Annotated in this window: 10 protein-coding genes; all 10 read right to left on the bottom strand. The window is 50.4% G+C overall.

The genetic code is table 11. The annotated features are described in order from the left end of the window. Positions 1 to 84 precede the first annotated feature (84 nt). Positions 85 to 363 carry a sporulation transcriptional regulator SpoIIID gene (spoIIID, locus tag HMPREF9469_RS10405; protein WP_007861720.1) on the bottom strand — a complete coding sequence of 93 codons (279 nt, stop codon included), beginning with the start codon at positions 361 to 363 and terminating at the stop codon, positions 85 to 87. A gap of 131 nt (positions 364 to 494) precedes the next feature. Further along, positions 495 to 1,622 (bottom strand): mandelate racemase/muconate lactonizing enzyme family protein, encoded by a 1,128-nt coding sequence (locus HMPREF9469_RS10410; protein WP_007861722.1) that lies wholly within the window; start codon positions 1,620 to 1,622, stop codon positions 495 to 497. Beyond that, positions 1,606 to 3,288 (bottom strand): glycoside hydrolase family 43 protein, encoded by a 1,683-nt coding sequence (locus HMPREF9469_RS10415; protein WP_007861724.1) that lies wholly within the window; start codon positions 3,286 to 3,288, stop codon positions 1,606 to 1,608. Before HMPREF9469_RS10415 ends, HMPREF9469_RS10410 begins: the two co-directional genes overlap by 17 nt. Beyond that, the gene (locus tag HMPREF9469_RS10420) at positions 3,275 to 5,299 is read right to left on the bottom strand and encodes a hypothetical protein (protein WP_007861726.1); all 2,025 of its coding nucleotides are present in this window, start codon (positions 5,297 to 5,299) and stop codon (positions 3,275 to 3,277) included. The genes HMPREF9469_RS10415 and HMPREF9469_RS10420 overlap by 14 nt, the downstream gene beginning before the upstream one ends. Before the next feature lie 110 nt (positions 5,300 to 5,409). After that, positions 5,410 to 6,795, bottom strand: coding sequence for an ABC transporter substrate-binding protein (locus HMPREF9469_RS10425; protein ID WP_007861728.1), 1,386 nt, complete (start codon positions 6,793 to 6,795; stop codon positions 5,410 to 5,412). Positions 6,796 to 6,918: 123 nt separating this feature from the next. Beyond that, positions 6,919 to 7,761 (bottom strand): carbohydrate ABC transporter permease, encoded by an 843-nt coding sequence (locus HMPREF9469_RS10430; protein WP_007861730.1) that lies wholly within the window; start codon positions 7,759 to 7,761, stop codon positions 6,919 to 6,921. Next, positions 7,761 to 8,678: a carbohydrate ABC transporter permease gene (locus HMPREF9469_RS10435; protein WP_007861731.1), complete on the bottom strand. Its 918-nt coding sequence runs from the start codon at positions 8,676 to 8,678 to the stop codon at positions 7,761 to 7,763. The genes HMPREF9469_RS10430 and HMPREF9469_RS10435 overlap by 1 nt, the downstream gene beginning before the upstream one ends. Before the next feature lie 81 nt (positions 8,679 to 8,759). Continuing rightward, positions 8,760 to 9,896, bottom strand: a complete 1,137-nt coding sequence (locus HMPREF9469_RS10440; protein ID WP_007861732.1) for an enolase C-terminal domain-like protein — start codon at positions 9,894 to 9,896, stop codon at positions 8,760 to 8,762. A gap of 309 nt (positions 9,897 to 10,205) precedes the next feature. Beyond that, positions 10,206 to 12,113 (bottom strand): sigma 54-interacting transcriptional regulator, encoded by a 1,908-nt coding sequence (locus HMPREF9469_RS10445; protein WP_007861734.1) that lies wholly within the window; start codon positions 12,111 to 12,113, stop codon positions 10,206 to 10,208. 15 nt (positions 12,114 to 12,128) lie between these two features. Beyond that, entirely contained in the window at positions 12,129 to 13,622 is a 1,494-nt protein-coding gene (locus tag HMPREF9469_RS30635; protein WP_007861736.1) for a serine hydrolase domain-containing protein, read from the bottom strand. Positions 13,623 to 13,824 lie beyond the last annotated feature (202 nt).

The following is a 13,824-nucleotide window of genomic DNA, read 5'->3' on the forward strand; positions in this document are numbered from 1 at the left end:
CTTTTGTATTGTACTCATTAACAAAAGGATGCAGTTGCAGGCAAGGAATATCCTTCTACCTGCAAATGCACCCTTATCCAGCTACTACTCTTCTGTCTCCCTGCTGCACATCTGAAGCCTGTGCTGATATTTCTCCCTGGTAGCCAGACCTCCCCGGATATGGCGCTCGGACTTATTTACGTCCAGTACAATCCTTGCCTGGGCAGCCAGGGTGGGATTGATGTGTTCCAGCCGATCGGTTACATCCTTATGTACTGTGGATTTGCTTATCCCAAATTTCTTCGCCGTCTGCCTTACCGTGGCATTGTGGTCTATGATGTAATTGGCGATGGCTACCGCACGTTCTTCAATATACTCCTTCAAAATGAGTCTCCTGAGGATTTTTTTATATCTTATGCGGGAGATGGTAGGAATAGCACACCCTGTACGGATTATTCTGTGATAAATATTGTAATTGTTCAGGACGGCTCATCTTCCTGAACTGTTACAATATATTAAAAAGCCTTGTAAAACATATGGGACAACAAAAATCCTTTCCGCCTGAGCCATTCCACATCCAAACGGAAAGGCAGTCCGGGCAGGTCGGGGATATGAAACCTTCCATCCCTGTTCTCAATGGTAACTTCCATGCAGTCCAGAACCGGCTGGTTACATACCTCCAGAAACTCCTCCATGGTATCCTCCCCTGCAGTGGCCATGAGAGGACAGGCAAACAGAGGAAGGCCGCCGGAGGAAAAATCCAGTCCGTTATCTGCCGCCATATCCCTTACCATCATCCATTCCTTTACCCCGGAAAAAGTGGAAGGCGTGGGCTGGAAGTGCCTGACGCCCGCTTCCAAATAAGGCTTAAACAGGTAGTGGTTTCTCACAGATTCCCCCGCTGCCACGATTATGGGAAGATCCCGGGCCAACTCACAGTAACCTGCAAAATCATATGCGTGGACAGGCTCCTCAAACCATGCAATGTTATAAGCCTCCACCCTGTCTGCAAACCGCCTGGCACCCTCCGGCGAAAACACATGGTTTCCGTCAATCGCCAAGGACACATCCGGACCAATGGTTGCCCGGACCAGTTTCACCCGCTCCACGTCATAATCCAAACGGGTCCCAAATTCTGTTCCCACTTTCATCTTAACAGTGCGGTAGCCGCATTCCAAAAAATGCTCCATCTCTGCTGCCAGGGCCCTGCCGCTCAGATGAGTGCTTCCCCCGCTGCCATACACGGCCACGCTGTCCCTTACAGCCCCCAGGAAACGGTGGAAGGGCATCCGGACCCGTTTTGCCAGAATGTCGATTAGTATATACTCCAGTCTTCCCACTTCCGCCGCTGTTTCCCCATCAAACCCGGAGTTCCTGCACGCCCAATAGACCTTGTGCATCCACTCCCTGAAAGTCTTTTTCTCTCCTGTAAGAATCAGGGGAAGTATAGTAAGCTCCATAATGCCGGAGCAGGGACATACGCCTATGATTCCGTCCTCTGTGTACAATTCCAGATACTTGTTTACCTTGGAATGGGTAAACGGCCCTCCTGTGGCGTCATAAAAATGCTCCTTTTGGGGAACCGGCGCTATATTTATGACGGCTGCTCCTGTAAAACACAGTATTTCATCTTGGTATTCCATGGATCATTTCCCCCTCCATCCATTCACTAATGATTAAAAATCCCTCTTCAAACACGCCCTGTCCATGCTCTGCAAACAGTCCCACCATGGTTCCCGTATATGACCGTTCCATCATGGCCTCCGTGCATAAACCAGCAATCGCTCCCCGGCCCAGCTCTGTCCAGTCCCTGCTGTTTAAGCTGTAGTCAAAATAATATCCTTCTCTGTCTGCCCGTATCCTGAGCCACAGCTTTTCCCTCTCCCGGTCCAGCCGGATCTCACCGGTGACAGCGCCCAGGTCATGTATGTGCTTATACAGGGTGAGCCTGCATCCTGTTTCATCTTTCACAACCGCCATATCGTAGTGGTTATAGCTGCTGTAATAGGCTGTCATCCCAAATCTCCCCTGCCCGCAGTCTTTTAGGTCCACACAGGAGCGCGCATCTATCACAAACTCCCTCTGTTCCCTGAGAATGCAGGCAGGGCTTCCCGTAGCGTTGTCAAGCCCGGTATCATTTCCCCTGAGCACAAGACGCCCGCCCCCGATTTCATAGCAGTGTGGGTGAGGATTGCGTATGTACCATAGATCCCCGGGCATCCTGTCCGCTCTGAAATCCAATTCCCATTGCTCCCGGACAATTTCCTCTGACTCTGTTTCCTCTGATTTTGTTTCCTCCGCTTTTGTTTCCTCCGCTTTTGTTTCCTCCGCTTTTGCAGTCCCGGTTCCGTCCCCTTCAGGTTCGGCCGCACACATTTCATCCCTCTCTGTTCCGGGCGGTCCATCCATCATTCGTTCCGTTTTGCTGTCCATCATTAGTTCCACGCGTCCGTCCTTTCCCATAACAGGCCATCCGTCCCTCCACACCACAGGGACCAGAAATGTCTCCCGGCCCAGGTTATGAAGCAGGTAATCCCCAAACATCCGGATTCCCAGACACACAGCCCACCAGTTTCCGTACTGGTCCTGAACCAGGTCCCCGTGTCCTACGGCCTGGACCACCCTCCAGTTCTCCTCCTGATGGGATAACAGCGGATTGTGGGGACAGGGCTCATATCCTGATATCAGGTTCCTGGACCTTTGTATCACTGCCCTGTGGCTGTACTGCGTGCCGCCCTCCGCGGTCAGCAGATAATACCATCCATCCCTTTTATAAATGTGGGGACCTTCCGCGCATTTTCCACCACAGCCTTTACTGATCACATATTTATCCGATAGGATCTCACCGGTCAGGGGATCCAGCACAAATGCAATAATCCCCCGTTTTCCTTCCAGACTCCCCTTCCCGCAGTACCAGCAGGTCCCGTCCTCATCCCAGAACAGGGACGGATCGATGCCGTTCTGGTCAATGACCACAGGGTCGGACCATGGCCCGCCAATGGATGGGGAATGCACAATAAAGTTTCCGATCCCGTCCACATCCGTGGTGATCATATAAAACCTGCCCTCATGATGGCGCAGAGTGGGTGCAAAGATTCCCCTGGAGCTACGCCTCTCCTCCAGCCGTACCTGACTGTCCCTGGTCAGGCAGTGCCCGGCCAAAGACCAGTCCGTCAGATTCCTGCTATGGAACACTGGCACCCCCGGCCAATAGGTAAAGGAGGAGGTAGCCATATAAAAGTCCTCTTCCACCCTGCATATGCTGGGATCCGGGTGAAATCCACGCAGCACCGGATTACGATATCTCATGTTCCTCCCCTGTTCTCCGGGTCCACCTGGCAAAGGAATATTCTCCCCGGTAATTGGAGGAATTATAATGGGGATATTTTTCCGGGATATATTCCCGGTCTTTTATAGCGCATGGACGGTCCTGGGTGTAGATAAACATACGTCCGGCGTCCCATAGCACGATCTCATCCCTGGCATCACCGGTCATGTTGATCACCTCTGCGCACAGATCCGGATGGCCATCGTCCGGGAATGTAACCACCACGTCACCATCACCGTCCAGCATACCTCCGTACTTGATATTTCCGTTAAGGAGGATCAATTCCGTCCCGTCCCCCTGCCAGTTCACAGGCGCTATAATATTACCATTGGATCCCGGCTCCATATGCCACAGCTCATTTCCCTTACAGTCATGGAGATAGATGATACCCTGGTACTCCCAGTAGGTTGTGGTGCAGATCTCAAGTCCTCTCCTATCCGGGCAGTAATTGGCCGCGCTGATCCGCTGTCCGTGCCCGTTCAGGTCCCGGTGTCTGATATTTCCCTGCTTATCCACAATCATAAAGCCTTCCCAGCCGGAAACCATTGCGATCATCTCATCCTCGTCCGGGTCAAATTTTCCCACAATGATCTCGTCCGTGTGGTCAATCTCAATGGGAAGTGTCCAGATCAGGTTCCCGTCACTGCCTATCATATTATAGCAGCTGAAAATTTCATCCTTTCCATCCCCGTTAAAATCATAACCATATGGGAAGTGTCCTGTATTTTTGTAATTAAATTTCCACAAAAGCTCCAGATTGCTGTTATACACCCAGAGGCGCGAATACCGGTCCTTAATCAGGATGTCTGATGGGCGCTCATTGCCTGACACATTTACGATCCTGACAGCATCCACGTTAAGCCGGTCAAATCCGTGCTTTTGGAATTCGATTCCCAGAAGCTGGTCCCCGGGTATCTCATTCATTGGGGTGTGGATCCATTTTCTTACCTCTCCCGTACGGCCGTCCAGCACCATCAGTTTAAAGTCCCTGGCCATGATCACCTCATCATACCCATCCCCGTCAATATCATAGACCTGGAATGGAAGATCGGCTGTGACATTCTGGTTCTCCTTCAGGCCGGAGGGCTCGCCCACCTGCCAGAGGATCTCCCCTGTATCCATATTCACCGCAGTCAGGCAGCTGATATTGGAATAGCGATCCTTATGGACACGTTTCTGGTGCTGGGCCATAACAAAGTACCAGTCATCTCCCCCCATCAGGTGTCCGAAACGTATCTGCCTTGCTGCCCCATAATTCTTCAGGTCGATCACCTTATGAAGCTTTGGCTGCGCATATCTGCTCCGCTTTTCTGCCACCCGCAGTTCTTTTTCCCGTTTTTCCTTAAGAAAGGTTTCGTAGGATTCCTCACTTGTCCGGACCAGGACATCGGTGAACTGGGCCGGCATATAGCTGGAAATCGCAATCTTTCCATAGGCGTAGTCTGAATCCTCCATTGTGAGCACGGTCTCCCCGTTGATCCTGCCTGTGAAATGACTTCCTCTGCACTCTACTTCCAAAAGGTAATGTTCGTCAGACGTAAATGCGTACTCTGCCTCGGCTATCAGGTATCTGTTTTTTTTATGAATCTTCCAGAACTGTACTTTCTGGTCATTGAGATAGAATGCATAATTCATCAGGGATGTCTGGTATCTGAATACCAGCCCGGCTTCCTCCGTGGTACACAAAGGCCGCACCTTGACCTGTGCCGTGTAATCCCTCCATTCCACCTCTCCGGCAACCAGAAGAGGGCTGACATTCTTTGTCAGGGGATTACGCACCCTCATCTGTTCCATATACCTGTCCCCGTCCATTTCCGTGATCAGCCAGCTAGGTCCCCGGTAATTGGCATTTACGATCGGATCATACCACTGGCCCGTGTAGCCCTGAACCGGATAATAATGATATTCTCCCATGGCCGTATGGGCATGGTCGTAGGGAAATGAGCCGATTGGAAATGATGTAAAATCATCCTGTAATAATATGCAATCCATTGATGCATCCTCCTTTATATTGCCGGGGCGTGTCCCGTATGCCTCAGACCCCCCTCCGGCAACCTTTCATGTAAAAGGCGCAGCCAGTCCAGCTGCCTGCGCCTTGTGTCTTACTGTCCTGATTTGTAAGCGGCCTGCTCTTTTGTGAGGAAATCCGCCCACTTATCCAGGCAATCCTGAGAGGTCATCTCACCCAGCATAACGGCCTGGAAGTCAGTTGTCATATCTCCGTTGATAAAGGAGAAGTATGAGGTCAGCCAATACGGATTCTGGATCTGTACAAAATTCTCATCCTGCACGATCTCCATACAGGTCTGCATTGTGTGGTCTGCCTTAAACCAGTCTGTCTCGTAGCAGTCCGTGTTGGTGGGGACCTTAGCCATAAGCTCATCCATATGGTTCATGATATCTGCTGAACACAGATATTTGATCAGGTACATTGCGCCGCTGTAATCAGCGCCCTCGCCTTTGTCGCACACGGAGAAGATGTTGGGCTGCATGGCGGATGTAAAGTACCTGCCCTTGTCATTGGTCAAGGCTTTGGTGATCCCATAGTTTCCATCGCCCAGATTAGCCTTGTGGCTCTTCTCGGAGGATGAGTTGTGCATGATGTACAGGGCTGTGCCTGCGCCAAACTCAGCCACCATCTCATTAAATCCATTGTTGACACTATCCCCGGATACCCATCCGTTTTTATAAATGTCTACATATGCATCCATGGCCTCCGCAAACTCAGGCGCATTGATAATGCACTGCCCGTTCTCATCAAAGTAGGAGCCCTCATAACCCAGGCCGTCCGTGTAGGTAAACAGCCATCCAAGAAGGTTATCATAGGGCTTATTGCCCCGAAGGCTGAAAAAGTATGTTCCGCTGTCCTTATCCGCATATTTCTCGCAGTCTGCCAAAAACTCCTTTTGTGTCTGGGGAACCTGGATCCCCTTTTCATTAAATACCCCTGCGTTGTACCAGGAAAGGTCCTGATTGTATCCGTAGGGAACACCGTACAGGTCCTCTCCTCCTGCCAAGTCCTTTAATGTGGAAATAAGGGATGGGACGATCTTTCCCGAGTCCTCCCATGCCTCAAATTCGGTTTGGATGGGGTGTAATGCATCCATCGCAACATAGGTCATCACATTGGAGAAACCAAGGCTTACCACATCCGGCATGGTTCCGGTTGCCACCGCTGTTGCAAATGCGTCCGGGAAGTCCTTGTTGGCAAATCCGGTATACACAAACTCATACTGATCCTGTGACGCGTTCAGCTCATCAAATATCTCCTCAAACATAACGGATGACTGCTCGTCCGATGCGTGATACCAGAACTCGATCGTCTGCTTCTCACCAGCGGCCGCCGCCGTACCTGTCTCTGTTCCCGCTGCTGTTCCCGCTCCACTGTCAGGTGCTGCAGAAGATGAATCCTTTCCAGAACCGCCGCAGCCGGTCAGGCTTCCTGCTGCCACAGAGGCTGCCAGGATCAATGCTAATGTTTTTTTCATAGTATAGTTCCTCCTACTAATTTTTATTGTGATTTCCTCCATGCCCCGGTATTCTGTCCATAAAGCGGACGTTGTGGCCAAAACAGGTCCGGGACTGGAAAGTGACATTCCATTTCGGGCTGACTAACCCTTCACAGCGCCGCTGGTAGCTCCTCCTGCCAGATTCTTTTGTATAATGGAAAATAAAAGCAGCGCAGGGATCAGGGCAACCACGCAGGCTGCGGCAATTCCCCCATAGTTGGTGTTGGCCTCCCCCTGAAAGATGCTGAGTGCCAGGGGAATCGTATATTTTTCTTTTCTGGTGATAAATGCAGTGGCATACACATACACGTTCCATGAGTTAATAAACGCATAGGCTCCGGTGGCCACAATGCTTGGTTTCATGGCCGGAAGCAGGATCCGGAACACTGCCTGGAGAAGGCTGCAGCCATCCACCTGGGCCGCTTCCTCCAATGTCCGGGGGATCGCATTGTAGTAACCCATCATCATAAACATACAGTAAGGAAGGTTTGTACAGGAACAGACAATGATCAGAGAGCGCAGGTCATTGATCAGCTTCAGATTGTTCATGCTCTGAAACAGAGGGATCATCAGCACCACTGCCGGAAACATCTGGGTACATAGAAGAAGCACGTATACAAATGACTTTCCCCTGAATTTGTACCTGGACATGGCATATCCTCCAATCAGTGCCATGACGCTGACCAGTGTGGTAACGGAGATGGATACGATAAAGCTGTTAATAAAATATTGTTCAAAGTGAAGCTTTTTGAATAGGTTCACAAAATTGTCAAAGGTGATATTGACAGGCCAGTAGGTGAGGGGTTTTGCAAACACCTCGGTGCTGGTTTTCAGCGCAGTTACCAGGATCCAGTAAAATGGTGCCAGGGTGATCAGCAGAAAGATTGCCAGAGGCACTGCCAGGAAGAAAAACCTGTTGAGTTTTTGTTTTCTTTTTGTTCCCATCAATACATCTCCTCCTTGCCCAGTTTACCGATTTTAATATAGGTGAACGCCACCACCATCATGATACAGCTTGCAATGGCTGCCAGGGCGGACGCATATCCGTAATTATACTCCAGCTTAAACTTCTGCATAATATACAGGGGCATGGTCATGGTCGCGTTATTGGGTCCGCCTCCTGTCAGGGTATTGATCAAATCCACCGCATTAAAGGTCCAGATGGAGCGCAGCAAGGTGGTGATGACAATGGTATCCTTGATCATGGGCAGGGTGATCTTAAACAGGGTCACCATTGTCCTGGCGCCATCAATTCTGGCGGATTCATAGATATCATCGGATATTCCCGCCAGTGCCGACAGGTAGCTGATGGTAAAGAAGGGAATCCCTCTCCACACATTGGCAATAATGACAGCTGTCATAGCCCTGGTGCTGTCTGAGAACCAGGATATATTCTGGTCGATCAGCCCCAGCTTTAACAGCAGGTCATTGAGGACCCCAAAGGTCTCTCCGTAGATCAGGGACCAGATAATGGCCACCATAACGCCTGCCACTGCCCAGGGGGACAGGACCAGGGCCCGGTACAGGCCTCTTCCCTTAAACTTTTGGTTCAGCAGATAAGCCAGCCAAAATCCCAGTATGGTCTGGGCCGCAACGCTGACAGCCACCCATACCACTGAATTCTTAATCGCTTTCATAAATACTTTGTCTTCCGTAAACACGGTCACAAAGTTCTGAAACCCTATAAAATGTCTCTCATCCGGCTTTAGCAGCCTGTATTCCTGAACGCTCATGACAAACACATTGATCATGGGCCAGAGCAGGAACAGTGACACAAAAAGCAATATGGGCGCAAGCAGTATGTAAGGTGTGGCCTGCCTTTTATAATAGAGATATTTCTCCCGTCTTCCTGTCCTCTTCATTCATAACCTCCTTTTCACCTTTCCCTCTGGTCAAGACTCCCGCATCTTCAGATCACGGGCTGCTGCCGTCAGTTCCAGTTCTTAATCCGGCAGATAAATTTCCCTGCTGAGTAAAAGACCGTCCTTTTCCAGCTTCTCTATATTCATGCGAAGGGGATTTCCCACAAAACCATCCTCCCAGTAAAAACGATTTCCTTTTTTGGTGGGCGGATACAATGTGTATGCCCCCACAGGCGCGCTGATGGGTTCGTGGTACTCAATCCGCTCGTCCTCATTATATAAGCATCCGAACAAAAGATTCAGGTACAAGCGTCCGCCGGAAGAAAATGTCTTTCCCTGGGCCCTGCACATATCCCTGATGGCCAACAGGTCATCCATTCTTGTCATCCTGCCCACGGAAGGCTGCAGATGATCCACTCCTTTTTCCAGATAAGTCTCATATGCATAGGAGATACGCATGGATTCCCCAAATGCCAGAGGCTGTTTGACGCCCATCTCCTTCAGTGCCCTGATGCCGTTCATATCATGGGCGTGGATGGGTTCCTCAAACCATTCCAGGTCATATGACTCCGCCATCTTTGCAAACCGCACCGCATCCTCCACCCCAAATACCTGGTTCGCATCCACCGCTATTCCGACTTCACTGCCCACAGCTTCCCTGACCTTAGCGATCCGGCGGATGTCCCTCTCCATATCCCTGCCGCAGTCACTGCCCACTTTAAACTTTACTGTCTTATATCCCTCCGATACATATCTGGTCATATCATCCACCAGCTCATCATCGGTCAGGAGCAGGGAACCTCCCCCTTTATAACAGACAGCCCAGTCCTTATCAGCCCCCAGAAAACGGTGCAGGGGTTTTCCATGTCTCTGGGCAAGGATATCCAGCATCATCAGGTCCACCTGCCCCACATCCACTGCCTGGCTGCTCTGAAAACCGGCATTGCGTACCTGCCAGTACAGATCATGCCGCCAATCATTGTAACTTTTTTTTCCACCGCCGAACAGCTTTGGAAGCATGGTCTCCACAAACCCTCTTCCAATGGCCAGATGGTGTGCGCAGCATCCTTCATCATCATATAAATCCAGGAAACCTGTTTCCGGTGCAAACTTTCCCATCCCCCCTGTCCCGTCCTTAAACGGTTTGTAAAGAGGAATTTGTTTCATACTGTAATATACGGCCTTTGTAAAACATATTCTGTCTGCAAATTCAAACATTTTTCTTCCCCGTTTCATATGTTTTTAACTGAAAATCATTATATCAGAGCTTTGTTTTTGTGAGAATTGACATATTATACGATATCCGAGACATTTTTTAATCAATATATCTATTTTCTCATTTAGCCGTTCAATTTATTTCATTTAAAAACAAAACGCTTCATATCATCTCACCGCTGAAATCTATATGCAGATATAGAATAAAAATTTTTTATTTATTAATCCCTTAAAAACAGCAAAACAGCCTAAAACAGCGCTGCATCCGCCAGTTGCCTGAGGTCTGCAACGCTGTTTTAGGCCGTACTATGGTCAGATCCCATACTTCTTCATGTATCTCCAAAGGGTGGAGGTGCTGATATTCAGATGCTTTGCCGTAAGCATCCTGTTCCCGTTATATCGCATCAAGGCATCCCGGATATCCTTTATCTTTGCCTCCTCCAGAAAACCTCTGTCTGATGATGTCTGGGGTATCTTTACCTCCTGCTCCGACAGATCGTACAGGGAGTCCAGAAGGTCCTGAACATATTCCCCTGAGATTTTCCTCCTGGTGGCTGTAAGGATCATACGCTCACAAAAGGATTCCAACTGGACGTCATTGTTATCCCACTGGAAACTGAGGATCTTTTCCCTGGCCTCCGGTGTCAGCACATGGTATCTGGTATGACGTTCCAGGTATTTCTTATAATATTCATCCAGCAGGATCTCCAGATCCATTCTGCGCTCCGAGGCTTTGGGAAGTGTGATCCCAAAGGCCTTTAGCAGGTAGTACAGGTCTTTGCGGAACCTTCCCTCATTGACCATTTTTTTCAGATCCTTGGAGGTGCACGCAATGATACGGGTATCCACCCGCTGCACGCTTTCATTTTCAATGTCCAGGAGACCAAACCTTTTTTTGCGGATCGCGCTGAGAAGATATCTCTGCACGGGCAGCTCCAGCTTATCCACGGCGCGTATCACCAGGGTTCCGTCATTTGCCTTAAGTAACGCACCTCTCTGCTTTTTATCAAAGCCGGCTTCCGAGATCCCAAATAAAGCGTGCATCTGGCGCTCCACCGGTATATTGCCCGCGTTCACCACCACAAAGGGACCGTTTTTGCGCAGGCTGTAATTGTGTATTCCCTGGCAGAACTGTTCCAGTTCTTCGTAGGAATATCCTTCCACCAGGATGGGGCTGCTGGACTGGGCGTAGATTTTGGCCAGGGCCACGGCATCCTTAAACCCCGGCCGTTTGAGCAGCATATGGTCCAGATTCTCATGGGCTACAAACCCGGCCAGAAGTTTTTCCTTCATTTTGTCCTCCGACCAGTCCAGCCTCATGGTCCGGTTGCAGGATATGATAGCGCCTGTAATCACCTGCTCTACCACAATAGGCTCCGCGATCACCACCATGGCGTTTTTCTCATTGCTGATAAAGGCGGAATAGGTTTCCTCTTCCCCTGCCAGCACTTTCCCGATCTTTTCCCCGTCCATGAATGGCATGATCTCTGATATGTGCTGGCCGGCAGCTGATTTGACGCTGGTTTTAAGCATTTCCTCCATCACCCGGTTCATGGTCTGGATCTGCCCGTCCGCCCCGATCTTTACAATACCGTTAAAGGAGCTGTCAAGTACTGTGGAGAACTGGGCGTAACTGTGCTTTTCAGACTCAGCCATTTCATACATGGTCTCTGCCTGGTTGATGGCAATTTCAATGGATTCTCCTGTGGTTGAGAGGAACACTGAGGGAAAATCCTTCTGCGTGGCGTAGCGCACACATTTTTCTCCTCCTATGAGCACATCGATCCCCTCCGCAATGCCGTGCTCCACCAATTCATACCAATCATCCTGATTCTCCAGATGATAGGTGGTGATCTTTACCTCGTAGAGCTGCTCAAAATAAGTAGTGTCACAGAGCATTCCCTCCCAGCAGAAGATCCCTATTTTGGGAAACGGTTTGTTTACCATCTTCTTTGCCTTAACGATAAGCAGTCCCAGCTCCTGGGCGGTCATCACCACCTCAACCGTGGGAATGCTGGTATAAAGCTTTACGTCACTGGCCTGATGTCCCCTGGCCACAACAATGTTCGCCCCCAGTTCAATGGCTTTCCTGGTTTCCTCCACCACATTGTCAATGGTGGTGGGCTTGTTGACAATCACATGGTTTTTCCGTTTGCTGAGAATGGCCTCCGCCTGACGGCACATGGTCTCATTGGGTAAAAATACAGCAATCCCTGACACGCTAATACCTCCTGGTTATTTCTTCTTCAGCTTCCCCTCCCATATCCCGGCAAACTCCTCAAACCGGAATTCCTGGGTATGTTTCATATAGCACAGCAGCCCGGCGCCCTTAAAGACAGCCTGCATTTCAAAAACAGCCATGTTTTCGCCCAGCATGTCTGATCTTATGTAAAGGGAGCAAAAATCCAGCCACTCCGCCTTTGTGACACAGGCATCATTGTACTGAGGGAAGCTTCCGGGCCGGGCGGTTTCCCATCCCACCGGCAGTTCATATACCTCATCCCCTGTGCAAAAACAGATCCTGTCGCTGAAAAACACTATCTTTTTCCAGACGCCTGCATCTTCGCACCAATACTCTTTTCCCCAAAGGTCGGATCCTGCTTCCTTGGCATCCTTGCTTCTGGCATTGGCGGACAGGAAATCCCCGGGGCATTCCCCGGACCAGGTCATGCCGCCAGCCCCGGCATCCTCCGATGATCCCCTGCCCGCGCAGGACCGGCCGCGGTAACCGGCCAAGGTGTCCCCACAGGACAAACCGCCTGGACATGGTCCATCGCTCCCACGGGACGGATTTCCTGAATGTCCCCGGGAGGACAGTGCTGGAAAGATATTCCGGTACAAGCTGTCGTAGATCGCCTGGTTTCCCTCAGGCAGGCTGGTGGTATCCGCGGTGGTGATCACGGCCAGGTCATGATCCGGATAGCACAGGACCAGCTGTCCGCCCTTGCCGTAACAACCGAATCCGTGATGGGTCAGGCGCCAGAACTGGTAGCCGTATCCCTGGCGTTCTTCCTTCACAGCTCCCCTCATCCGGGTGGGAGTCTGAAAGGAGACAGCCTGTTTCATATATCCCTTTGGCAAGAGCTGCTTTCCCCGGAACACTCCCCCTTCCATCAGCAGCCTGGCAAATTTGATCATATCCCCTGTTTTAGCCATAAGGCCGCTGCCCCCCATGGCCTCATTAAACTCATTCCTTATGAAATATGCCTCCTTAGAAAATCCGATCTCGTCCAGGCACTTCTCCCTGAGATACTCCATGATCTCTTTTCCTGACAGCTTTTCCACCAGCGCACAGAGGGTATGGGAGGATGACGTGTCATACATAAAGACCATCCCTGGCTCATGATGGGGCTGTGTATGGAAAAAACTGGGCACCCATGGCTGTCCGGGGTCCCTTTTGTACGTGGTCTTATCATAGCAGGTCTGCATCCTCAGCATATCCCTGATGGTCATCCTGGCCAGCTGAGGAGGAATGATGTCCGGGGCATATTCCGGAAAATACTGCAGGATTGGATCAGACAGCCCGATCCTGCCCTCTTCACACAAAAGCCCCACCGCCACTGATACAAAGCTTTTGCTCACGGAGAACATGCGCTGCAGAGTATGCGGCCCAAAGGGTCCGAAATACCGCTCACCTATAACCTTCCCTCTATAAATAAGGGCCACGCTGTGCAGACAGACCTCCGCCTCCTCCAACTCCCTGATAAACCGTCCCATGATCTTGTCCATGCCAAGCCCTCCCCCATTCCTTATCTTCCGGTCATCCCCATTACATTTCCCTGTCTTCCGGGTATCCCGGTCCGCCCTTTTCGGCTCCGCCTATTCCTTAATCCCTAAATTATAGGTAACAGACCCATTTTTACATCGGATGTCCTAAACAGTTACAATTATAGCATGAATACCACAGGGTTGATAACCATGTTAACATTAA

The organism is [Clostridium] citroniae WAL-17108 (assembly GCF_000233455.1).
GTDB classification, from domain to species: domain Bacteria; phylum Bacillota; class Clostridia; order Lachnospirales; family Lachnospiraceae; genus Enterocloster; species Enterocloster citroniae.